The following is a 21,156-nucleotide window of genomic DNA, read 5'->3' on the forward strand; positions in this document are numbered from 1 at the left end:
CGCGGCTCAGCCGCCGGCCGGCGCCAGCCGCAGGATACGGCCCTCGGGGTGGTCGGTGAGCAGGTAGAGAGCGCCGTCCGGACCGACCCGCACGTCGCGGATGCGCTCCCTCAGATCGCCGAGCAGGCGTTCCTCGTGGACGATCGCATCGCCGTCGAGTTGCAGGCGGATCAGCTCGCGGGTCGCCAGGGCACCGATGAACAGGCTGCGCTGCCAGCCCGGCACGCGCGCGTGGTCGTAGAAGGCCATGCCGCTGACGCCGGGTGACACCTCCCAGACGTGGTGCGGCGGCTCCATGCCTTCCTTCTCCCTGCCGACCGCCTCGGGAATCGGCGTGCCGTCGTAGTTGATCCCGTGGGTCACGATCGGCCAGCCATAGTTGCGGCCGGGCTGCGGGATGTTGATCTCATCGCCACCGCGCGGGCCGTGCTCGTGCGTCCACAGCGCCCCGGTCCAGGGGTTGAGCGCCGCGCCCTGCTGGTTGCGGTGGCCGTACGACCAGGTCTGCGGCTGGGCATCGTCACGGCCGACGAAGGGGTTGTCCGCGGGCACGCGGCCGTCGGGAAACACGCGCGCGACGGTGCCCATGTGGCTGCTCGGATCCTGTGCGGTCGGTCGGACACCGCGATCGCCCATGGTGATGAACAGGTGGCCGTCGCGGTCGAACACCAGCCGCGAGCCGAAGTGGTGGCGGGTTTCCAGCTTGGGTTCCTGGCGGAAGATCACCTCGACGTCGACCAGCGCCTCGCCCTGCAGGCGGCCGCGGGCGACGGCGGTGCCGGCCAGCGCGCCTTCGCCCGGTTCGGCGTAGCTCAGGTAAACCAGGCCGTCGTTGCCGAAGTCGGGCGACAGCGCCACGTCGAGCAGGCCGCCCTGGCCCTCGGCCACCACCGCCGGCACGCCGGCGAGCGGCGCCGACAGCGTGCCGTCGGCGGTGGCGATGCGGAGCTGGCCGATGCGCTCGGTGACCAGCATGCGGCCGTCGGGCAGGAAGGCCAGCCCCCAGGGGAAGGCCAGGCCGGTGACCACCGTCGTCAGTTCCAGCTCGCCGATTTCGCTGGAAACCGCGAGCGCGGCCGGCCGCGCGGACTCGTCCACCGCGCTGGCGGTGGGCGTGGCGGCAGCGCCGTCGGCGGTGGATTCCTGCGTTCCGCAGGCCGTGAGCGACAGGGCCATGGCGAGGGTGAGAACGAGCGGCGTGCGGGTCATGGTCTTCTCCGGATGGCTTTGCGATGTGGGGGGATTCTCGCATCGGCGCCATTCAAGCGGCGTGGATGCGAGGCGATGGCGCCCGTCATGGACCGGCCCCGGCCCTTGGGCCGTCAGCCTTGCCGCTGCGCCCGCCAGGCCTTGAGCACCTCGGCCTCGCGTTCGGGCTCGATGCCGGCGCGCAACTGCGCCTGCCGCTCGGCCGGCAGGGTGGCGAACCACTCGAGCGTGTCGGCGGCCGTGGTCGCCAACGGCCGGAAGCTCAGCCCGGCGGCGATGGCACGGTCGTTGCGATGGCGGGCGAAGCCGGCGGTCTCGCCGCTGCCCGGCACCCAGGCCGGCATGTCGCCCCACGGCGAGACATCGTGTTCGCGCAGGAACTCCACCGGCACCCAGTGCAGGCGCGCACCGGCCGTGGTGACGGCCTGGATGCCGTGCAGCATCGCCGCCATGCTCATCGCGTAGTTCGGGCCCATCGCGTTGAACTTGCCGAGCGTACGCGATTCGGCCACGCGGATGGTCCACTCGGCCAGATCGCGGGCGTCGATGATCTGGGTCGGGTCGCTGCCGTCGCCCGGAGCGAGCACGTCGCCGCCGCGGGCGATGCGCAGCGGCCAGTAGCTGAAGCGGTCGGTCTCGTCGCCCGGGCCGACGATCAGGCCGGGGCGGATGATGGTGGTGATGCCGGGGAACCATTTTTCGGCCTCGGCCTCGCAGGCGGCCTTCATCGGGCCGTACAGCGCCATGTTCGCGCGCAGCGTCTCGCGGGTTTCCTTCATGATGTCCGCGCCGGTGTACCGCGCGAGCGGGGCGTCCTCGTCCTGGCCCGGCGTGGCGCTGTCCGCGTACACCGACAGCGTCGAGATGAAAATGTAGTGGCCGACCTTGCCCTGCAGCACCTCGCCGACATCGCGCACCCAATGCGGCACGCTGGTCGGGTTGTCGATGCACACGTCCCATTCGCGGCCGGCGAGCGCGGCGAGGTCGCCGGTCTCGCGGTCGCCGGTGAGTTCCTCGACCCCGGCCGGCCAGTCCTGCGGGCGGCGGCCACGATTGAACAGCGTGATCCTGTGGCCGCGCGCCAGCGCGTAGCGCACCTGGTGCGGGCCGGTGAAACCGGTGCCGCCGAGGATCAGGATGCGCAGCGGTTTTGCGGCGCGTGCGACCGGTACGTCGGCGGCGGACAGCAGGCCGGATTTAGCGACCAGGCCGACGGCGCCGGCCAGCGCGCCGAGCTTGAGCATGTCTCTACGGGTGGTGGACATCGAAGCTTCCTCAGGAAGGCGATGCAGCGGTGGAGGGGGTGGTTCGCACGCTGGCCGCGCTGTCGTCGGCGGTTTTCTGCAGGGTCGCCTGGCGCCTGCCCAGCCACAGGGCGAGCAGCAGCCAGACGGCGGAGAGCGGGGCGGCGGCCCAGGCCAGGCCGGCGATGCCGAGGCCGAGCGCGCCGATCGCCGCGCTCGACCAGGCACCGATCTGGTCGCCGGCACGGTAGACGAACACGTCGATGAAGTTCTTGGCCTTGTATTTGTCCTCGCGCGAGAGCGGCACGTAGAGCATCTCGCGGGCCGGCCGGGCAAGGGCGAAGTTGGCGGTGCGGCGCGCCACCTGGAACACCAGCACGCCGAACACCACCGGCGCCAGGCCGAGCGCAGTGAAACCGACGATCGACACCAGCGGAAGCAATGCCAGCGTCCAGCCCACGCCGAGGCGGCGCACGATGTGCGCGGCCAGGCCGAGCTGGATGAACAGCGTCAGCGCGTTCACCAGCATGTCGACCTGGGCGAAGTAGGCGACCCGGCTTTCGCGGTCGGCGAATGCCCCGGCGACGATCTCGGCCTGCAGGAAGTACAGGAAGGTCGAGCCCAGCGTGTAAAGCAGCATGTAGCCGCACACGCCGAGCAGGTAGGGCGACTTGAGTACGCTCGTGTAGCCGGCGGTGAGCTTGCCGCCGATCACTTCGCTGTCGGCCTTCGCCTGCTCGCTGGAGGCGGTGGCGACGCGTCGGCTCAGCGCATACATGCAGCGCAGGCCGGCTTCGAGCAGCGCGATCGACACCAGCAGCAGCGCGGCGGTGCCCAGCAGATCGACCAGGCCGCGGGTGATGGCGCCGCCGACCAGGCCACCCACGGTGCCGCCGGCGGCGATCATCGCGAACAGCCGCTTGGCCTGATCGCCGCGGAAGCAGTCGGCCATCACCGCCCAGAACAGCGAGACCACGAACAGATTGAACACGCTGACCCAGATGAAGAAACCGCGCCCGACCCAGACCTGGGCTTCCTCCGACAGCCCGGTCAGCGCCGCCCAGAAGCCGAGCAGGCACAGCATCAGCACCCGGTAGGCCCAGGCGACGAAGCGCCTGCGCGGCAGCTTTGCCACCAGCGCCGAGAACAGCGGGGTGACCAGCAGCGTCGCCAGCAGCGTGCCGGTGAACAGCCAGGGCAGGTTGTCCACGCCGCCGGCCACACCCAGCGCGTCACGGATCGGACGCAGGATGTAGTAGCTGGCGAAGACGAAGAAGAAGTAGGCGAAGGCCAGCGCCAGCGGCGCGCGCTCCTCGCGGCGCACCTGCAGGAACTGGCGCCACAGGCTGGGAGGCGCGTCGTGCGGCGAGGCGTTGGAACGGCTCATGGGCGGTCCTTGGCGGATCAGGAGAGTCTGTCAGGGAGCGCGGGTGCTGGCACAGGCTGAAAGTCAGGGGTTGGTCGCGGTACGGACAATGCGCTCTGCCGTTCGGATCGTGCGACCGGAGGTGGCATCGGCTTCCTGCCGGCGAGACTCGGGCGATCGCAGCCGCCGCGCACGAGGACATCCATGCCATCCGGTCCCGACCCGACCGACCCGCATCCGATGCCAGGTTTCCCGCAGGTCCGCGGATCGAGACCGGCGAGTACACCTCACGGCGATCCCGAGGGCGCGGAAAACTTCGAGTGCAACGTGTGCTGCCTGTTTCCCTTCGTCGGCGACAGGCTGGTGATCGGCCGCTTCTGCGCCATCGCGCGCGGCGCGCCTGGCGGCGCTGCGGGCGGCCACAGAGGCGGGAAACGGGTGAAGAGAAGTGAGGGGAGGGAGAAGACCGGGTTTCGACGTGCCGACGCTTTCCCTCGTTTCTCACTCCCCATCACTCACTCCTCCGCGCTCCCGGTCGCGGTTCACGCTGCTCCTGAGGGGGCGCGATGCGCTGTCGCGGCTTCATCGCTGCGGCGCACTTCCGAAAACCGCCAGCGCGATGCCGCCGAGGATGACGCCGCCGGCGGCGATCAGGCGTGGAGTGAGCGGTTCGCCGAGCAGGGCGACGCCGGCGACGGCGGTCAGCACCGGCACGGCGAGCTGCACGCTGGCGGCACGCGTGGCGGTGAGCGAGGGCAGGGCGGCGTACCAGACGATGTAGCCCAACCCGGAGGCCAGCGCACCGGACAACGTCGCCAGCAGCAACCCCTGCGGACTGATCGAAACATGCGGCAGCGCCAGCAGGCTGGCCGCCAGCGCAAACGGCACCGCGCGGACGAAGTTGCGCGCGGTGGTCAAGGCCGGGTTTTCCGCGCCGCGACCGAGCAGCGAATACACGCCCCAGGCGATGCCGGCGATCGCCATCAGCGCGGCGCCGGATGGCGAAGGCGCGGTGACGCCGGGGGCCACCAGCCACGCCAGTCCGGCGAAGGCGAGCAGCAGTCCCGTCCATTGCCGAGGCGACGGCCGCTCGCCGCCGCGCAGTCCGGCCAGCAGCATGGTGAGTTGCACGCAGCCGAACAGGATCAGCGCGCCGGTGCCGGCGCTCAGGCTCAGGTAGGCGAGCGAGAAGGCGATGGCGTAGGCGAACAGCATTGCCGCCGGCAACCAGCGTCGGCCCGGGCGCGGCGGCGGGCGCTCGCCGCCGAGCCAGCCCAGCAGCAGCCACAGGGACAACGCGCCGGTCAGCAGGCGCACGCTGGTGAAGCTGACGGCGTCGATGCGCGGATCGGCCAGCGCCCAGCGGCACAGCAGCGAGTTGGCCGCGAAGGCGCACAGGGCGAGCGCGGTCAGGGCGAGCACGCGGATCGGCGGGAGGCTGGCGGTCATCGGGCGGTGCGCGGGTGAGCACCACAGCCTGCCGCCGTCACCGCGCCGAGGGAAGGGGCAGGACTTCCGGCAGGGGGCGACCCCGCCCGCCACTCGGGTACGCTCGACCGGTTGGCCGCTCCGCGGCCAAGCCCGTCAGCGCGCAAACATGAGGTAAGGACCATGCGTCATTGGATTCTGGGGCTCGCCGCGTTCGCCATCCTCGGCGCCGCGGTGGCGGCGGACAAGCCGGCCGACAGACCGGCGGTCGAGCCGCGAAGCAGCAGCACGAAGGGAACGGTCAACATCGGCGGCCAGCGCGTCGCCTACACTGCGACCGCGGGCACCCTCGTGCTCAAGACCGACGACGGCAAGCCGCGTGCCGAGCTGTTCTACATCGCCTATACCCGCGATGGCGTGGCCGACCGCAGCAAGCGGCCGGTGACCTTCACCTTCAACGGCGGCCCGGGTTCGTCCTCGGTGTGGCTGCACCTGGGCACCTTCGGCCCGCGCCGGGTCGATTTCGCCGATGCCGTGCAGCCGGCGCCGCCGCCTTACGGGTTCGTCGACAACGAGCACAGCCTGCTCGACGTGACCGATCTGGTGTTCATCGATCCGGTCGGCACCGGCTACAGCCGTCCGGCCGGCGAGGCCAAGGCCGAGGAGTTCCATGGCGTGACCGAGGACGTGCGCTCGGTAGCCGAGTTCATCCGCCGCTGGACGGTGGAGAACGGTCGCTGGAACAGCCCCAAGTACCTGGCCGGCGAGAGCTACGGCACCACCCGCGCCGCCGGCCTGGTCGACTATCTGCAGGACGCCGAGGGCATGTTCTTCAACGGCGTGATTCTGGTGTCCTCGATCCTCAACTTCCAGACCGCGCGCTTCGACCCCGGCAACGACCTGCCGTACATCACCTTCCTGCCGACCTACGCGGCGACCGCGTGGTACCACGGCAAGATCCAGCCCAAGCCGGCGCTGGAGCCGTTCCTGGAGGAAGTGCGCCGTTTCGCCGAGACCGAGTACGCGCAGGCGCTGATGCTCGGCGCGCGCCTGCCGGCGGCGCAGGAGCAGGCGGTGGCGGCAAAGCTGGCGCGCTACATGGGCGTGAGCGAGCAGTTCGTGCGCAACGCCAACCTGCGGGTGAACATCTTCCGCTTCACCAAGGAACTGCTGCGCGACCAGCGCCGCACCGTGGGCCGTCTCGACAGCCGCTATGTCGGTATCGACGCCGACGCCGCCGGCGAGCGTTTCGAACACGACCCGAGCTATACCGCCATCCTCGGTCCGTACACCGCGGCGCTGAACGACTACGTCCGCCGTGAGCTCAAGTTCGAGGACGCGCGCAAGTACGAGATCCTCAGCGGCCAGGTCAACCAGCGCTGGAACTGGGGCCAGGCCAACGGCGGCAGTTTCGTCAACGTCGGCGAGAACCTGCGCCGCGCGATGAGCAGGAACCCGCACCTCAAGGTGCACGTCGCCAACGGCTATTACGATCTGGCCACGCCGTTCTTCGCCACCGAGTACACCTTCGACCACCTCGGTCTGGAGCCGGCGCTGCGCGGCAACGTCACGATGAGCTATTACGAGGCCGGACACATGATGTACAGCCACCCCGAATCGCTGGAGAAGCTCAAGCGCGAGCTGGCGGCCTTCATCGGGCGCTGAGGCCGCCGCCGCTCCGGGCCGGTCGTCGCCGGCCCTGAGCTGAAGGAAGGTCTGAACAAGTCCATCCTGGACTTGTTCGGCCGCTGCGCGGCTACGAGCCCTGCGGGCTTCAGACTCGCCGAGTCCGGCGCATGTCCGGACTCGGCTCCGCCGGATCAAGCACTTGCGCGCTTGATCCGCGGGCGCGCCATCCTTGGCGCGCGGAACCTCTGAACTTGTTCAGAGGTTCCTGAACGGCAGGAATCACCGCATTGGCTTTTGCCGGAAAATCCGCGTACCATGCGCGCACTGTGTTTGCGGGGTCACTGTGAACCGTGGCCCGATGCGGAAGATCCAAACGATCGGCTTCATCGCGTTTCATTCGCTGTCTTTCTCCTTGCATACCCAGTACCGGCGACGCCATGAGGCGCGTCGGGTTTTCTTTCACATTTCTGGTTTCAAGGAGTTAGCCATGTCCGATCGTCAGACCGGCACCGTCAAGTGGTTCAACGACGCCAAGGGCTTCGGCTTCATCAGCCGCGCCGAGGGCGAGGACCTGTTCGTCCACTTCCGCGCCATCCAGGGCACCGGCTTCAAGTCGCTGCAGGAAGGCCAGAAGGTCAGCTTCACCGTCACCCAGGGCCCGAAGGGCCTGCAGGCCGACCAGGTGCAGCCGCTGTAAGGCGAGCCGTCCAGGTGTTGCCCGAAAACCCCGGCCCAGGCCGGGGTTTTCGTTTTCCGGAGGTTGCCGGCCCGGTGGCCGGATCCGTTTTCCGCCCTGCTCGCAATCGTAAAAAAAGCGGGTTAGTATCGGGCGCGCTGTGCTTGCTTGGGTCACTGTGAATCGTGGCCCGATGCGGCAGATCCGAGCGATCCGCTACATCGAGACATCGCTTCTCCTTGGCAAGCGGCACCGTGCGGGCGAGGGGCCCGCCGGGTTTCAATCCAACTGTTGCAAGGAGTTCGTCCATGTCGGATCGTCAGATCGGCACCGTCAAGTGGTTCAACGACGCCAAGGGTTTCGGCTTCATCAGCCGCGACAACGGCGATGACGTGTTCGTCCACTTCCGCGCCATCCAGGGCACCGGGTTCAAGTCGCTCAAGGAAGGCCAGAAGGTCAGCTTCAAGGTGGTGCAGGGCCAGAAGGGCCTGCAGGCCGACGAGGTGCAGGCGCTGTAAGTCCAGCGCCCATGGCGGTACCGCCAAGCCCCGGCCGCGCCAGCGGCCGGGGTTTTTTCTTGTCCGCAAGTCAGCGCAAGGCGCCGAACAGGTGCCGGGGGTCGAAATAGACCTCGTTGCGGACGATCAGGCCGCCTTCGAGCTCGATCAGATCCATGCCGCGCGCCTCGTGCGTGCTGTCCGGGTGCAGGCGCGCGCGCCAGCGCAGGATGAAGCCGCCGGGGACGGGATGGAGCGCTTCGCGCCGCCACACCCAGTCCGGATACAGACGCAGCAACCGGCTCAGATAACCGTGCAGGGCGGCGTGGCCGCGCAGGCCATCCGGCCAGGCCGGGTCGATATAGACCGCATCGTGCGCGTAAAAGGCCAGCAGACGGTCGGGGTCGCCGCCGGTCCAGCTGGCCAGCCAACGGTCGCAGAAGCTTTCGAGCGGCTCGTTCATGCCCCAAGCCTGCAGGCGGCGGGGGAGGGCTGTCCAGCCGGGCGACCCCGTGGCAGGCTGTGGCGCGTTCGCCGAAGCGGGCCGACCCGAAGGGGAAGGCGCGATGCGTGCAGTGACGAGGCGGGCGGTGTGCTCTTGCCTGCTGCAGCAGCCGGGCACGCAGCAGTTCGCGATCCGCTTCCGCAGCGGCGGGGAGATCGGCTGGTCGCGTGATGGCTTTCGCGCCTGGACCGAGGGTGGTTACTGGCGCTCGTGCGGGCGCAACAGAATCGAGGAAGCGAAGGGCAATGGCTGAGCTGGAAGGAAAAGTCGCGATCGTGACCGGTGCCTCGTCGGGCATCGGCGAGGCGACGGTGATGCAGTTGGCCGCGCGTGGCGCGACGGTGGTGGCGGCTGCGCGCCGCGCCGACCGCCTGGAGGCGCTGGCCGCGCGGGTGGTGGCGGCCGGCGGTCGCTGCGAGACGGCGGTGAGCGACCTCGCCGACGCCGAGGCGGCACGTGCGCTGGTGCAGGGCGTGGCCACCCGTCATCGCCGGCTCGACCTGCTGGTGAACAACGCCGGCGCGATGCGCAACGCCTTCCTCGCCGGTGCCGCGCCGGCCGATCTCGACGCCATGCTCGACCTCAACGTGCGTGGCCTGATCGCCGCCTGCCAGGCGGCGCTTTCGCCGATGCGCGAGTCCGGCGGCGGCCACATCGTCAACGTCGCCTCGGTCGCCGCCTGGCTGTGCACCCCCGGCGCGGCGACCTATTCGGCGACCAAGGCGGCGGTGCGCGCCTTCTCCGAGGCGCTGCGCAAGGAGGCGATCCGTTTCGGCATCCGCGTCACCGTCATCTCGCCCGGCGTGGTCGCCACCGAACTCACCGACCACATCGCCGACGCACGCATCCGCTCGGCCTACCTGCAGTGGACCGAAGGTTTCGAGCCGCTGCAGTCGGAAGACGTCGCCGACGCCATCGTCTGGGCGGCGACGCGGCCGGCACGGGTCGGTGTCAACGAGATCGTGCTGCGGCCGCTCGGGCAGGACCGCTGACCGCCTCCGCCGCCGGCGCGGCGTGCACGCTCCAGTTCGCTGCCCGAGGGCGTCCTGCATCGGCACGTCGCACCGGCAGTGAAAGGCCGCGACCAGTCCGGACGGCGGTGAACCGCTCGCGGTGTCCCCGGTGCGGCCCCGCGGGGCTTGTGGCTGGTGAGCGGCACGGGCGCACGCCGACGCGCTGCTCCGCCCCGGCAGGCCACGCGGCCGCCATCGCCTGACGGCGCCGGCGCGGGCCGCACCCGGCCGCCGGTCGTGCTCTTCCGGTTCGGTTTCCGGCGCGCGGCGGGTGCAGAAGATGGGGGGCGATGTGCCGACCAGAAGCCGGTCGTCGTGGGCTGCCGTGGCGGCCGGTCGGGACGGTGACCAGAGAGAAGGGGGATGGACTGTGATGAAGTTCACGGTTTGGTCGGAGATGGAAGGTATTAAATGGCCGACCAAAGGACTCAAGAACTTCATCGGATCGCCCCGGCGGGGGCTGGGCGGTCACCTTCCAGGGGGCACATGCCATGCGGAAGCCGCGCACCGGCTTCTCGTTGGTCGAACTGTTGGTCACGCTCGCCGTGGCCGTCATTCTGGTCACCGCGGCGACCCCGTCGCTGTTGCAGTTCGTGCGCACCAACCGGCTCGCGGCCGCCAGCAACGAGCTGGTGGCCGCGCTGCAGTTCGCGCGCGCCGAGGCGCTGCGTCGCGGCCGCCCGGTCGGCGTCTGCGCGAGCGGCGACCAGAGCACCTGCAATGCCGGCGGCGACTGGAGCGGCGGCTGGATCGTGTTCCAGGACGCGGTCGTCTCGGGCGCCCCCGCGCCGACCGCGACCGGTGCCGAGCTGGTCCGCGTCTGGCAGCGGCTCGACGGCTTCACGCTCGGCGGCCAGGTGGCCTGGCTGCGCTTTCTGCCCGACGGCTCGGTCGACTGGCCGGCCGGCGGCAGCGGAGTCGAGCGCTATTTCGATCTGCGTCCCCAGGCCTGCGTCGGCGATGGCGACCGCCGCATCCATGTCGGCCGGCTCGGTCGCGTCCGTACGGAGAAGCGTGCATGCGGATGAGACGGATGGCATCGCCGGTCTGCCGCCGGCAGCGCGGTTTCAGTCTGGTCGAGGTCATGGTCGCCCTGCTGGTCACCGCGGTCGGCCTGCTCGGCCTGGCCTCGCTGCAGCTGACCTCGCTCAAGATCGGACACAACGCCCATCTGCGCGGCCAGGCGGTACAGCTCGCGCACGAGATTGTCGAGCGGATGCGCGCCAACCGCGAGGCCGCCCGCGACGGCCGCTATGACCTCGCCTATGGCGCCACACCGGCCGGCACTGGGGTGCCGGCGGCCGACCTGCAGGCCTGGCGGCAGCGGCTGCAGGCGGTGTTGCCGCAAGGCGATGGCCGCATCGAGGTCGACGCGGCGACGATGATCGCGCGCATCGCGATCCGCTGGGACGACGCCCGCGGCGACACCGGGGCCGAAAACCCGGCTGCCGGTCAGCCGCTCGAATTCGTGGTCGCCACACGCCTATGACGCCGCCCTGCCACCGCTGCGGCCGCATGCGCGGCCTGTCGCTGATCGAGCTCATGGTCGCGCTCGTGCTCGGCCTGCTGCTGACCGCGGCCGTGCTGCAGGTCTATCTGGCGACCAAGCGCACTTTCGTGACCCAGGACCAGCTCGGCCAGCAGCAGGAGGGTGGCCGCTATGCGCTGGACCACATCGCCCGCGACCTGCGCATGGCCGGCCTGTTCGGCTGCGCCAGCCGGCGCCTGCCGGGCCAGCCGTTGCCGATCCGCAACCATCTGGCCGACGGCGCCTATCCCTACGACCTGACGCCCGGTGTGCGCGGCTACGAGGCCGTCGGTACCGCGCCCGGTCAGCAGTACGATCTGCCTGCGACCGATCCGCCGGCGGTGTCCACGGGCACCGGCTGGGCGCCGACACTGCCCGCACGGATGCTCGCCGACACTGCGCGCCTCATCGCCGGCAGCGACGTGCTCGTGATCACCGGGGCCAGTCCGGTCGCGGTGCCGCTGGTCGATCCCTACACATCGGGCGCGCAGATCTTCGTGCGCACGCCGCACGACTTCGGCGCCGGCGACATCCTGCTGGTCACCGATTGTCTGCAGGCGCAAATCTTCCAGGCCACCGCGGTCAGTGCCGGCGGCCACAACATCACCGGCGCCGCGGGCGGCCCATTCGCACCCGGCAACGGCTCGCCGATCGCCGCCCGCGGACCGATCGGTCCGTTCCGGGCCGGCGCCGAGGTCTCGGCCCTGCGCAGCCACGCCTACTACGTCGGCGTCGGCAGCGACGGCACGCCGACGCTGTTCCGCGAGCGCCTGGCCCATCGTGCCGGCGCCGCGGCGGCGCGCGTCGAGCGCGAAGAGCTGATCTCCGGCGTCGAATCGATGCAGCTGCTCTACGGTGTCGATCCGGGCGGCAATTTCCATGCCGAGGACTACGTGACCGCCGACGCGGTGAGCGACTGGCAACAGGTGAGGGCGGTGCGCATCGCCCTGCTCGTGCGCTCGCCCGGCGAGTTCGCGTCCGAGGCCGACAGTGCGGTCTACGTGCTCGAGGGCACGCGCATCAACCCGGTCGACGACCGCCGCCAGCGGCGCGTGTTCTCGACCACGGTCTCGTTGCGCAACCGGCTGCGGTGATGACGATGCCCCGCCTCGCTCTCGTTTCCTCCTCCGGTCGTCAGCGCGGCGCGGTGCTGGTGCTGTGTCTGCTGGTGCTGCTCATGCTGACCCTGCTCGCGCTCGCCGCGACGCGCTCGGCATCGCTGCAGGAGCGTATCGCCGGCAACGCACGCAGCCTCGACCTGGCGTTCCAGGCCGCCGAGGCGGCGCTGCGCGAGGGCGAGCGCCGTCTCGAGGGCACCGTGCCGGCCCCGGGCACGGTGCCGGGGTGGTACCACCACGAGATCAACCCGGCGCCACGCTGGGAGCAGCCGGCGGTCTGGGACAGTCAGCCCAGCCTGACCTACACGCTCAACAGCGACGACGGCTGGCAGGTCGCTCGCGAGCCACAGTTCGCGATCGAGGAGCTGGGGCCGATCCCCGATCCCGAAGGCGCGCTGGAGGCCGGCGGCGAGTTGCCGCCGGCGACGATGTACCGGATCAGCGCCCGCGGCTTCGGCGCCACCGTCGAGACCCAGGTGATCCTGCAGACCACCTTCCGCCGCTGAAGGCCCGGCTGCGGCAGCCGGACGAGGAGAACGCCAGATGAGGATTCCGCCGAGGTATTGCATCCGTACCCGCATCCGCCGCATCGCGTTCGCGGTCGGCCTGGCGGGGCTGGTCGCGACCGCGGGCACCAGCGCCCAGGTCGCCCAGGTGCCACTGACGCTGACCACCAGCGTCAAGCCCAACATCATGCTGGTGCTCGACGATTCGGGCAGCATGGACTGGGAGATGCTGTTCCCGACCAGCGAGGGAGTGCTGTACTGGGACACGGGCACACGCAGTTTCTTCGATGCCCAGGGCGGGTACGTCAACACGCTGGACAGCGCCCGCGCCTATACCTATCTGTTCCCCAACGGCAGCGGCGCCGGCAACAAGGCCTACGCCAACAGTCATCCCTGGAGCAAGGCGCTGCCGCCGCGTCCGGAGTTCGCCTTCGCGCGCAGCCCCGATTACAACGGGATGTACTACGACCCGCGGCTGACCTATTCGCCCTGGGTCAGCGTGGGCAGCCACAGTTTCGGGCCGGCCAACCCGGCCGCTGCGCTGTCCGATCCTGGTGTGCCCGGAAGCGCGGCCATCGATCTCACCCGCGAGCTCCATGTCACCAACGACGACGAGTGGCGTTTCCATACCTTCCGCCACATGCGCGGCGCCGACGGTGATGGCCAGCCGTCCGGCACCGTCTACAACCCGGGCAGCAACACGTTCCGGCTCGACGCCTACCGCTATTACCCGGCGACCTACTACCTTCGGACCGATGCGCCGATCGTGCTGCCATCGTGGATAGGCGGACGCTGCGACAGCGCCGGCGACCATGCGCGCTACCGCAACTTCGTCGCCAACTGGACCCCGCAGAACCAGGCGAACCTGCCGGCCGGCGTCGATGCGATCGGACCCGACGGTGCCTGTCTGCGCAAGTACGAGATCCGGCCCGGCGAGAGCTTCCCGAGTGGCCGCAGTCATGCGGCCGAGATGCAGAACTTCGCCAACTGGTTCCAGTATCACCGCAAGCGTCACCTGGCGCTGCGGGCCAGCCTGGGCCAGGTCTTCGACGGCTTCACCACGGCCCGGGTGGGTACCATCCGCATCAACAGCGCCTCCGGCAACGTGACCATGCGCGACGTCGATGTCGCCGCCGACCGGCAGGCCCTGTACTCGGCCTTCTACGGCATGACCGGCGGCCGGCGCGGCACGCCGAACCGGCAGGCCTTCCTGCATGCCTGCAACCAGTTCGACACCAACCCGAACATCGTCCAGTACAGTTGCCAGCAGAATTTCACGCTGCTGTTCACCGACGGCTACACCAACCTGCCGCCCGCCGGTGCGATCAACGTGGGCAACGTCGATGGCGATGCCGGGCCGCCCTATGCCGACGGCTACGCCGATTCCATCGCCGACATCGCGATGCGCTACTACCGCCGCATCCGCAGTGACCTGCCCGGAGGCCGGGTGCCGGTGCAGCCGGTGTGCAGCCTGACGCCGGTACCGGCGCAGGTCGACTGCAACCGCGACCCGCACATGAACACCTACGCGATCACGCTCGGCGCGGTCGGCAACCTCTTCGGCACCACCCACCACCGCGTCGCCGACGCCTATGCCATGCCACCGGCCTGGCCCGATCCCGCCGTCGCCGGCAAGGGTCAGGTCGACGACCTCTACCACGCTGCCGTCAACGGCCGTGGCGAGATGTACGACGCGCGCTCGGCCGAGCAGCTCGCCATCGCCCTGCGCGAGGCCCTGCGCGGCATCCAGGAGCAGGTCACCAGCTCGCTCTCGGCGGTCGCCGCCAATGCCACCCGCCTGGATACCGGCACCATGGTCTACCAGGCGCGCTTCAACAGCACGCACTGGAGCGGTGAGCTGCTCGCTTACGGGGTGCGGCCGGACGGGCGCATCGGCGAGCTGCGCTGGGACGCCGGGCAGCGGATCCCGGCGCCCTCGGCGCGCCAGATCTACACCCGCACCGGCGCCGGCCTCACCGTGCCCTTCCGCTGGGAAAACCTCGACCCGCAGCAGCAGGCCGCACTCGACCGCGCCCCTGCCGGCACGCCCGACGGACTGGGGGCGCAGCGGGTCGACTGGCTGCGCGGCGCCCGCGACCGTGAGCAGGCCAATGGCGGACCGTTCCGCAACCGTGCCCGTGTGCTCGGCGACATCGTCAATTCCAATCCGGTCTTCGTCGCCGCGGCCGATTACGGCTACGAGCGCCTGCCTGCAGGCAGCGCCGGGCGCGACAGTTACCAGGGCTTCCGTCTCGGCAACCGCGAGCGCCGGCCCATGCTCTACATCGGTGCCAACGACGGCATGCTGCATGCCTTCGATGCCGAGACCGGGATCGAGCGCTGGGCCTACATTCCTTCCGGCTTCGTGCGCGACCCGGAGCAGTCCGCCGCTGCGGCCTCGCCACTGGTCGCGCTCACCGACCCGGCCTACCGTCACCGCTACTACATGGACGGCAAACCGGTGGCCGGCGACGCTTATTTCGACGGCGCCTGGCGCACCGTGCTGGTCGCGCCGATGGGGGCGGGCGGCCGCGGCCTGGTCGCCTTCGACGTCACCCGGCCCGACGGCTTCGGGCCCGACAAGGTGCTGTGGGAGTTCAGCGACCCCGAACTCGGCCATGTGATCGGCCGCCCCAGCATCGCGCGGCTTGCGAACGGCGACTGGGCGGTGGTCTTCGGCAGCGGTTACGGCCTGGCCAGGTCGGCCAAGCTGTTCGTGGTCCGTCTCCGCGACGGTCACCTGCTCGCCAGGATCTCGACCGTCCGGCCGCAGGACGAGGCCACGGCCGCGGCCAATGGTCTGGGCGCGCCGTTCGTGGTCGACGTCGACGGCAACGCAGTCGCCGATTACGCCTATGCGGGCGATCTCTACGGCAACCTCTGGAAGTTCGACCTCCGCGACAGCAACCCCAGCCAGTGGAGCGTCGTGCACAGTCAAGGCGGGCAGCCAAGGCCGCTGATCACGGTGTGCGCCTCCGGCGACGTGAGCGGCCCCTTCGCCTGCCCGGCAGCCTCGCGTCAGCCGATCACCGCGCGCCCGGTGGTCGGGCGCGGCCCCAATGGCGAGGGTCTGATGGTCTATTTCGGCACCGGCAAATTCTTCGAGGTCGGCGACAACCTCGTCGGCGCCAACCCGCCGGTCCAGAGCGTCTACGGCGTCTTCGATGCCAACAGCACGACCGGCAACGTCAATGCCGATCGTGTCGCCGGGCGCAGTCAGCTCGTCCGCCAGCAGATCGTGGCCGAGGTCGTGCATGCCGGCAGCGAGTACCGGGTCACCAGTGCCGAGCTTCCCACCAGCACCAGCAAGGGCTGGTATCTGGACCTGGTCTCGCCGCGCCATGGCCGCGAGGGCGAGCGTGTGGTCGCCGATCCGGTCCTGCGCAGTGGCCGGCTCATCTTCACCACCCTGATCCCGTCCAGCGATCCCTGCGCCACGGGCGGTTCCAGCTGGCTGATGGAGCTCGGGGCCCTGAGCGGAGGCCGCTTCGACTACCCGGTGCTCGACATCGACGGCGACGGGGTGTTCGGCCCCGGCGACGAGGTCGAGTATGGCGATGGCGAGCGCGCGCCGCCGACGGGGCGTCGCTCCGAAGTCGGCATCGTCCAGACGCCGGCGATCATCGAGGGCGAGGGCGAGATCGAGCACAAGGTCATGGGCGGATCGAGCGGTGGCATCGAGTCGGTCGGCGAGCGCGCCAGCAGCGCGCGCGGCCGCAATTCCTGGCGGCAGTACTGGCCATGAGCGGGTTTCGCGCCACCTCGCGCCGCTCTCCGGTGAACCGGGTCCGCCGCCCCTGCGGGCCCGGCCGGCCCACCGGCTTCACCCTCATCGAGTTGCTGATCGCGATCGCCGTGGTCGCGATCCTGGTCGGTATCGCCGTGCCCGCCTACACCGAGCAGGCGGTCAAGGCCCGCCGTGCCGAGGGCAAGGCCGCGCTGGTCGAGGTCGCCGCACGTCTGGAACGCTGCTTCACGCGCTTCAACGCCTACGATGCACCGGCCTGCCAGGCCGCGGTCAACGTGGCTTCCGAGAACGGCTGGTATCTCGTGAGCGCACCGACGCTCACGGCGAGCGCCTACACGCTCAACGCCACGCCGCAGCGGGCCCAGGCCAGGGACGACACCCGCTGCGGCACGCTCACCTTGACTCACACCGGCGTGCGCGGCCAGAGCCTGACCCCGCCGGCGGGTTATGCCTGCTGGTGAGTGCCGGACGACCGGCAGGCGCAGATCGGCGCACGCCGCCGTGTCTGTCGCGCGGCGGCGACCGCACGCCGGGGCGGTCTCGGCTCAGAAACGGTGGCGGAACTTGACCAGGAACTGGTCGGCATCGCGCAGCGAGAGCGCCTCGTCGAAGAGGTCGAGCGGGCCGCGCGGATCGCGCTCGGTGTCGAGCGTGCCGCCGCGCGACCACACCAGGTACAGCTCCGACCAGCGTGAGAACTGGTAGCGGTAGCGCAGCTGCAGGCCGAAGCTGTTGACCACGAAGTCGGGCAGTGGGGTGGCGGTGGCGCGCAGATGGCCGTCGTCGCCGAGCAGGTGGCGTTCGCCGTCGCGCGCGGTCACCGCGAGCCATTGCGCCTTCACCCGCAGCTCGTGACGGTCACCCGGGAACCAGTTGAGGTTGAGCGCGGCGAAGTCGTTGCGGCGGCGGTAGCGGCCGAACTCCACGTCCTGCCGCCAGATCAGCCAGTCGCGGCTCCAGAGCGGGCCGGTCTGGAGTTGAAGGTTGAGGTCGTCGGTGACGAACCAGGTCGCTTCCAGGCGCGGGTCGAAGGCGTAGCCGGCGAGGCCTTCCTGATAGAGCGTGCCGCGCAGGCTGAGCTGCAGGCCGTTGCGTACCGGCGTGCGCCAGCGCGCGAACAGCGTCTGCCGTGCCGGTCGCCGCCACGGGCCGTTGCCGCGGGAGATCAGGTCGTCGATGCCGGCGCCGTGCAGACCGGCCTCGAACTGCAGCGAGGCGCCACTGTGGAAGTCGCTGCTGTGCTGCAGCGTCAACGTGCCCGGCAGGCGGTCGCCTTCGTCGTTGTACCGCGCCTGCAAGTCGGCCCGCCAGCGTGTGCTGCGCAGGCGCGATGCCGGCGCGGCGACCCGGTGCAGGTACTCGCTGGCCAGGCGCAGCTCGGCGAGGCTGGCGCGGCGCTGGAAGCCGAGGTCGTTGAAGTCGAGATGACGGTCGAAGTGGGTGGCTTCCAGACGGTGCTGCCAGCGTGCGTCCGGCGCCCAGTTCATCCGCACCCAGGCACCGTGGCCGCGCCGGGTGTCGCCAGCCTGCTCGACCTCGCTCAGAATCAGTTGGCCGTTGACCAGCAGCTTGTCGCTGGCATGCCAGCCGATGTCCGCGCTGTGGACGCGCGCCGTGCGGCCGAGGAAGGGGCGGTCGGTCCAGGTGCCGAGCCAGCCCAGGCCGAGGCCAGCGCCGAACTCGCGGAACAGCCGGGCCACACCGAAACGGCGACCGGCCGCATCGGCCTCCTGCGCGGCGATCAGGCCGTAGCTGGTATGCCCCAGCGAACCGTTGAGCTTGAGCGCGCCATCGATATCGGCCGCCGGCGCACCGTCGTCGCCGCGGGCGCCGATGCGGCGGGTATAGACCAGTTGCCCGGCATCGGGCGTGCGCAGGTCGAAGAAGCCCTGGTTCTCGGTGAAGAACGGCCGCTTGTCGGTGAAGAAAGTTTCGATGGCGTCGAAGTTCACCACCAGTTCGTCGGCCTCGACCTGGCCGAAGTCGGGGTTGAGCGTGGCACTGAGCTGGAAGCCGCCCGAGGGCTTCCAGAACAGATCGACGCCGGCCTTGAAGTCACCGTCGCCGGCGATGCGGTCGTGCAGCACGGTGGCGTAGGGGAAGACGTGCAGGATCGCCGCCCGATACTGCGGAATCTCGATGCGGTGCAGGTCGGCGACGAAGCGGCCGCGGTCGAAGCTGGCCTGCGGGAAGGCGCTGCGCTCGTCGCTGTGGCCGAGCACGCGGTCGAAGTACACCGCCACGGTGCGGGTTGGCGTGTGCGTGTTGCGCATCGGCGCGACCGACCACGGGATCAGCATCTCGACCGTCCAGCGGTCTTCTTCCTCATGCACCGCCCAGGACCAGTCCCCGTCCCAGTCGGAGTTGAACTGGGTCTGGTTGGTGATGATGTCGTCCTGGATCGAACCGGACAGCAGCACGGCGAAGTCGTAGGCGACCCGGCCGTCGGCATCGAAGTCGATGATGAAGTTGACCCGGTCGGACGGGCGGCGCTGGTCGCGCTCGGTGCGCGGTTTCAGGCGCGGCACCCCGGGCGGGTGCTCGTTGACGATGGCGACCGAGATGCCCTCGGGCGTCGACAGCAGACGCGCCTCGGTGCGGTGGCTGGGCTCGGTCAGGGTGTAGGGCTGGGTGACGCGGAAGTCGGTGAAGACCAGCGCCTGGGCCCATTCGGGCTCGTCCAGCCGGCCGTCGACGCGGATCTGCGCTCCCGCGTGCGGCGGCAGCGCGAGTGCGATCAGCAGGGCAGGGCAGTGGGCGCGGGCGGGGAGCATGGGCGCGGGAGTATGCCCGCAATGCCCGCGACCGGCGAGGGCCGCCAACGGGAACGGCCGGGCAAGCCCGGCCGTTCGGAGCGCATACGCGGACTGCCGCGGTCAGCGCAGGGTGGCGCGCCCGCCGCTCACGCGCACGTAGGAGCCGATGCGGATGCCGGCCAGGTCGCGCTGGTTCACCACGATGCGGCGGCCGTCGTCCATGCGGATGAAGATGTCGTAAGTCGGCGCGGCCTGGACGTTCTTTTCCAGCTCGTTGCCGGCCACCGCGCCGGCGATCGCGCCGGCCGCGGTCGCGGCCTTCTTGCCGCTGCCGCCGCCGACCTGGTTGCCGAGCACGCCGCCGACGATGCCGCCGAGCACGGCGCCGGTGCCGGTCGCCTGGCGCTCGCCGCGGACTTCCTCGATGCGCTCGACCGTGCCGCAGTCGTAGCAGCGGGCGTAGCCGCCCGGCGCCGGGCCGTAGCCACCGCCATACTGCGGCGAGCTGGCGCAGGCGGCCAGGAAAAGGGCGAGCACGGGAAGCAGGATGAGGCGGATGTTCATGGGGTCCTCCTGGGGCCGTTCCTTGGGGGCTTCGGCTGTCACGCTAGTCCGGCCAGGCTGAATGCGTGCCGACCATCGCCGATCGGGCGCGACGGATGTTCAGTCAGCGGTAATCGCGATGACAGGCGCTGCAGCGGCTGCCAATGTCCGATACCACCGCTTCCAGCGCGGAACAGTCGTCCGGCACCGCGGCGAGGCTGACGTCGATCTGCCGGATCAGGCTGACGGTGTAGTCGCGGAAGACCGGGTCGTCGATGCCGGGGAAGGCCGGGGCGATGTCCTCGGCCAGCATCCGCAGCGACTGCAGTCGACGCTGGCTGTCGCCGGCGTCGCAACGGCCGTCGCGGGTCGCCTGGCGCAGGCTGCCCAGGTGGTGCTGCATCACCGCCATCACCCCGCGCGGGAAGGCGCTGGCCTGGCGCAGTGCATTGAGCGTCATGGCGGTACCGATCACACCGATGGCCAGGCCGAGAAGAATCGCGATGGCGATGCGCATGTGTGGGCTCCGTCGTTCGTCGGTGGCCACGAAAACTAGCACGCGCAGCCAGTCCGGCGAATAGAATCGCCGGATGGACGGAAACCCGCACCATCGCGAACGCTTCGCCGGCATCGACCGGCTCTATGGCCGGGGCGCCAGCGCGGCGCTGGCCGAGCGGCACGTCTGCGTGGTCGGCCTCGGCGGCGTCGGCTCGTGGGCGGTCGAGGCACTGGCGCGCAGCGGCGTCGGCGCGCTGACCCTGATCGACGCCGACGACATCTGCGTCTCCAACACCAACCGCCAACTGCACGCGCTCGACGGCCATTATGGCCGCAGCAAGGCCGAGGCACTGGCCGAGCGTTGCCGGGCGATCAACCCGGCGATCCGGGTCGAGTGCGTGCAGGCGTTCCTGACTCCGGCCAACCTCGACGACCTGCTCGGACGCGGCCACGACCTGGTGCTGGACGCCTGCGACAGCTTCCGCAGCAAGGTCGAGGCGATCGCCTGGTGCCGCCGGCGCAAGCTGCCGCTGGTGGTGGTCGGCTCGGCCGGCGGCCGTACCGACCCGACCCAGGTGCGGGTGCGCGACCTCTCGCGCACCGAGCACGACGCCCTGCTGGCGCTGATCCGCAAGAAATTGCGCGGCGAGTTTCGCTTCCCGAAAAATCCCGACCGCTACTTCGGCGTGCCGGCGGTGTACTCGCTGGAGAACGTGAAATACCCGCAGCCTGACGGCAGCGTCTGCGGCACCCGCCCGGCGCTGGGCGCGGACGCGGCGCTCAAGCTCGATTGCGGGGCGGGACTGGGCGCGGCCACCCATGTCACCGGCACCTTCGCCTTCGCCGCGGTGGGCAAGGCGATCGAGCTGCTGCTCAAGCCCCGGGCCTGACC

The 21,156-nt window shown here is 70.3% G+C and carries 20 protein-coding genes; 12 read left to right on the forward strand and 8 right to left on the reverse strand.

Going from position 1 to position 21,156, the window contains the following annotated elements; translation table 11 throughout:
- Positions 1–6: 6 nt before the first annotated feature.
- The 4 genes from HNQ58_RS09615 to HNQ58_RS09630 all read right to left on the reverse strand — a co-directional run bounded on the left by HNQ58_RS09615 (position 7) and on the right by HNQ58_RS09630 (position 5,268).
- Positions 7–1,209, reverse strand: a complete 1,203-nt coding sequence (locus HNQ58_RS09615) for a PQQ-dependent sugar dehydrogenase (RefSeq protein WP_221301244.1) — start codon at positions 1,207–1,209, stop codon at positions 7–9.
- Positions 1,210–1,322: 113 nt separating this feature from the next.
- Positions 1,323–2,474, reverse strand: coding sequence for a Rossmann-fold NAD(P)-binding domain-containing protein (locus HNQ58_RS09620; RefSeq protein WP_183948705.1), 1,152 nt, complete (start codon positions 2,472–2,474; stop codon positions 1,323–1,325).
- A 10-nt stretch (positions 2,475–2,484) separates the two neighbouring features.
- Complete coding sequence (locus tag HNQ58_RS09625; RefSeq protein WP_183948706.1) at positions 2,485–3,840, reverse strand: NTP/NDP exchange transporter; 1,356 nt, start codon at positions 3,838–3,840, stop codon at positions 2,485–2,487.
- Positions 3,841–4,401: 561 nt separating this feature from the next.
- Positions 4,402–5,268 (reverse strand): DMT family transporter, encoded by an 867-nt coding sequence (locus HNQ58_RS09630; protein WP_183948707.1) that lies wholly within the window; start codon positions 5,266–5,268, stop codon positions 4,402–4,404.
- A 162-nt stretch (positions 5,269–5,430) separates the two neighbouring features.
- Between HNQ58_RS09630 and HNQ58_RS09635 the strand changes: the two genes are divergently transcribed.
- The 3 genes from HNQ58_RS09635 (at position 5,431) to HNQ58_RS09645 (ending at position 8,070) form a co-directional block, all read left to right on the forward strand.
- Positions 5,431–6,912 carry a S10 family peptidase gene (locus HNQ58_RS09635; RefSeq protein ID WP_183948708.1) on the forward strand — a complete coding sequence of 494 codons (1,482 nt, stop codon included), beginning with the start codon at positions 5,431–5,433 and terminating at the stop codon, positions 6,910–6,912.
- A 451-nt stretch (positions 6,913–7,363) separates the two neighbouring features.
- Entirely contained in the window at positions 7,364–7,573 is a 210-nt protein-coding gene (locus HNQ58_RS09640) for a cold-shock protein (protein ID WP_183948709.1), read from the forward strand.
- A 287-nt stretch (positions 7,574–7,860) separates the two neighbouring features.
- A complete protein-coding gene (locus HNQ58_RS09645) occupies positions 7,861–8,070 on the forward strand; it encodes a cold-shock protein (RefSeq protein WP_183948710.1) in 210 nt (69 codons plus the stop codon).
- Between the two features lie 70 nt (positions 8,071–8,140).
- Here the strand turns inward: HNQ58_RS09645 and HNQ58_RS09650 are convergent, their stop codons facing one another.
- Complete coding sequence (locus HNQ58_RS09650) at positions 8,141–8,512, reverse strand: nuclear transport factor 2 family protein (RefSeq protein ID WP_183948711.1); 372 nt, start codon at positions 8,510–8,512, stop codon at positions 8,141–8,143.
- Positions 8,513–8,615: 103 nt separating this feature from the next.
- On the opposite strand from HNQ58_RS09650, the gene HNQ58_RS09655 reads away from it, so the two are divergent.
- The 8 genes from HNQ58_RS09655 (at position 8,616) to HNQ58_RS09690 (ending at position 16,928) form a co-directional block, all read left to right on the forward strand.
- A complete protein-coding gene (locus HNQ58_RS09655) occupies positions 8,616–8,807 on the forward strand; it encodes a hypothetical protein (RefSeq protein WP_183948712.1) in 192 nt (63 codons plus the stop codon).
- On the forward strand, positions 8,800–9,546 hold the full coding sequence (locus tag HNQ58_RS09660) for an SDR family oxidoreductase (RefSeq protein WP_183948713.1): 747 nt from the start codon (positions 8,800–8,802) through the stop codon (positions 9,544–9,546). The genes HNQ58_RS09655 and HNQ58_RS09660 overlap by 8 nt, the downstream gene beginning before the upstream one ends.
- A 512-nt stretch (positions 9,547–10,058) precedes the next feature.
- A complete protein-coding gene (locus HNQ58_RS09665) occupies positions 10,059–10,595 on the forward strand; it encodes a GspH/FimT family pseudopilin (protein ID WP_183948714.1) in 537 nt (178 codons plus the stop codon).
- A gap of 5 nt (positions 10,596–10,600) precedes the next feature.
- Positions 10,601–11,056, forward strand: coding sequence for a type IV pilus modification protein PilV (pilV, locus tag HNQ58_RS09670; protein ID WP_183948715.1), 456 nt, complete (start codon positions 10,601–10,603; stop codon positions 11,054–11,056).
- 26 nt (positions 11,057–11,082) lie between these two features.
- Positions 11,083–12,189 (forward strand): PilW family protein, encoded by a 1,107-nt coding sequence (locus HNQ58_RS09675; protein ID WP_183948716.1) that lies wholly within the window; start codon positions 11,083–11,085, stop codon positions 12,187–12,189.
- Positions 12,190–12,194: 5 nt separating this feature from the next.
- On the forward strand, positions 12,195–12,719 hold the full coding sequence (locus HNQ58_RS09680) for a pilus assembly PilX family protein (RefSeq protein WP_183948717.1): 525 nt from the start codon (positions 12,195–12,197) through the stop codon (positions 12,717–12,719).
- Positions 12,720–12,756: 37 nt separating this feature from the next.
- A complete protein-coding gene (locus HNQ58_RS09685) occupies positions 12,757–16,464 on the forward strand; it encodes a pilus assembly protein (protein ID WP_183948718.1) in 3,708 nt (1,235 codons plus the stop codon).
- Positions 16,461–16,928: a type IV pilin protein gene (locus tag HNQ58_RS09690; RefSeq protein WP_183948719.1), complete on the forward strand. Its 468-nt coding sequence runs from the start codon at positions 16,461–16,463 to the stop codon at positions 16,926–16,928. Before HNQ58_RS09685 ends, HNQ58_RS09690 begins: the two co-directional genes overlap by 4 nt.
- A gap of 84 nt (positions 16,929–17,012) precedes the next feature.
- Here the strand turns inward: HNQ58_RS09690 and HNQ58_RS09695 are convergent, their stop codons facing one another.
- The 3 genes from HNQ58_RS09695 to HNQ58_RS09705 all read right to left on the reverse strand — a co-directional run bounded on the left by HNQ58_RS09695 (position 17,013) and on the right by HNQ58_RS09705 (position 20,283).
- On the reverse strand, positions 17,013–19,241 hold the full coding sequence (locus HNQ58_RS09695; protein ID WP_183948720.1) for a DUF5916 domain-containing protein: 2,229 nt from the start codon (positions 19,239–19,241) through the stop codon (positions 17,013–17,015).
- A 102-nt stretch (positions 19,242–19,343) separates the two neighbouring features.
- A complete protein-coding gene (locus HNQ58_RS09700) occupies positions 19,344–19,787 on the reverse strand; it encodes a glycine zipper 2TM domain-containing protein (protein ID WP_183948721.1) in 444 nt (147 codons plus the stop codon).
- 103 nt (positions 19,788–19,890) lie between these two features.
- A complete protein-coding gene (locus HNQ58_RS09705; RefSeq protein ID WP_183948722.1) occupies positions 19,891–20,283 on the reverse strand; it encodes a cytochrome C in 393 nt (130 codons plus the stop codon).
- Between the two features lie 73 nt (positions 20,284–20,356).
- Between HNQ58_RS09705 and tcdA the strand changes: the two genes are divergently transcribed.
- Positions 20,357–21,154 carry a tRNA cyclic N6-threonylcarbamoyladenosine(37) synthase TcdA gene (tcdA, locus tag HNQ58_RS09710; RefSeq protein ID WP_183948723.1) on the forward strand — a complete coding sequence of 266 codons (798 nt, stop codon included), beginning with the start codon at positions 20,357–20,359 and terminating at the stop codon, positions 21,152–21,154.
- Positions 21,155–21,156: the final 2 nt, after the last annotated feature.

The sequence above is a fragment of the Rehaibacterium terrae genome (assembly GCF_014202935.1).
GTDB classification, from domain to species: domain Bacteria; phylum Pseudomonadota; class Gammaproteobacteria; order Xanthomonadales; family Xanthomonadaceae; genus Rehaibacterium; species Rehaibacterium terrae.

Bases quoted from the DNA above. Each gene is read 5' to 3' on its own strand.
- HNQ58_RS09615 (WP_221301244.1), bottom strand. From the start codon at position 1,209: ATGACCCGCACGCCGCTCGTTCTCACCCTCGCCATGGCCCTGTCGCTC.
- HNQ58_RS09620 (WP_183948705.1), bottom strand. From the start codon at position 2,474: ATGTCCACCACCCGTAGAGACATGCTCAAGCTCGGCGCGCTGGCCGGC.
- HNQ58_RS09625 (WP_183948706.1), bottom strand. From the start codon at position 3,840: ATGAGCCGTTCCAACGCCTCGCCGCACGACGCGCCTCCCAGCCTGTGG.
- HNQ58_RS09630 (WP_183948707.1), bottom strand. From the start codon at position 5,268: ATGACCGCCAGCCTCCCGCCGATCCGCGTGCTCGCCCTGACCGCGCTC.
- HNQ58_RS09635 (WP_183948708.1), top strand. From the start codon at position 5,431: ATGCGTCATTGGATTCTGGGGCTCGCCGCGTTCGCCATCCTCGGCGCC.
- HNQ58_RS09640 (WP_183948709.1), top strand. From the start codon at position 7,364: ATGTCCGATCGTCAGACCGGCACCGTCAAGTGGTTCAACGACGCCAAG.
- HNQ58_RS09645 (WP_183948710.1), top strand. From the start codon at position 7,861: ATGTCGGATCGTCAGATCGGCACCGTCAAGTGGTTCAACGACGCCAAG.
- HNQ58_RS09650 (WP_183948711.1), bottom strand. From the start codon at position 8,512: ATGAACGAGCCGCTCGAAAGCTTCTGCGACCGTTGGCTGGCCAGCTGG.
- HNQ58_RS09655 (WP_183948712.1), top strand. From the start codon at position 8,616: ATGCGTGCAGTGACGAGGCGGGCGGTGTGCTCTTGCCTGCTGCAGCAG.
- HNQ58_RS09660 (WP_183948713.1), top strand. From the start codon at position 8,800: ATGGCTGAGCTGGAAGGAAAAGTCGCGATCGTGACCGGTGCCTCGTCG.
- HNQ58_RS09665 (WP_183948714.1), top strand. From the start codon at position 10,059: ATGCGGAAGCCGCGCACCGGCTTCTCGTTGGTCGAACTGTTGGTCACG.
- pilV (WP_183948715.1), top strand. From the start codon at position 10,601: ATGGCATCGCCGGTCTGCCGCCGGCAGCGCGGTTTCAGTCTGGTCGAG.
- HNQ58_RS09675 (WP_183948716.1), top strand. From the start codon at position 11,083: ATGCGCGGCCTGTCGCTGATCGAGCTCATGGTCGCGCTCGTGCTCGGC.
- HNQ58_RS09680 (WP_183948717.1), top strand. From the start codon at position 12,195: ATGCCCCGCCTCGCTCTCGTTTCCTCCTCCGGTCGTCAGCGCGGCGCG.
- HNQ58_RS09685 (WP_183948718.1), top strand. From the start codon at position 12,757: ATGAGGATTCCGCCGAGGTATTGCATCCGTACCCGCATCCGCCGCATC.
- HNQ58_RS09690 (WP_183948719.1), top strand. From the start codon at position 16,461: ATGAGCGGGTTTCGCGCCACCTCGCGCCGCTCTCCGGTGAACCGGGTC.
- HNQ58_RS09695 (WP_183948720.1), bottom strand. From the start codon at position 19,241: ATGCTCCCCGCCCGCGCCCACTGCCCTGCCCTGCTGATCGCACTCGCG.
- HNQ58_RS09700 (WP_183948721.1), bottom strand. From the start codon at position 19,787: ATGAACATCCGCCTCATCCTGCTTCCCGTGCTCGCCCTTTTCCTGGCC.
- HNQ58_RS09705 (WP_183948722.1), bottom strand. From the start codon at position 20,283: ATGCGCATCGCCATCGCGATTCTTCTCGGCCTGGCCATCGGTGTGATC.
- tcdA (WP_183948723.1), top strand. From the start codon at position 20,357: ATGGACGGAAACCCGCACCATCGCGAACGCTTCGCCGGCATCGACCGG.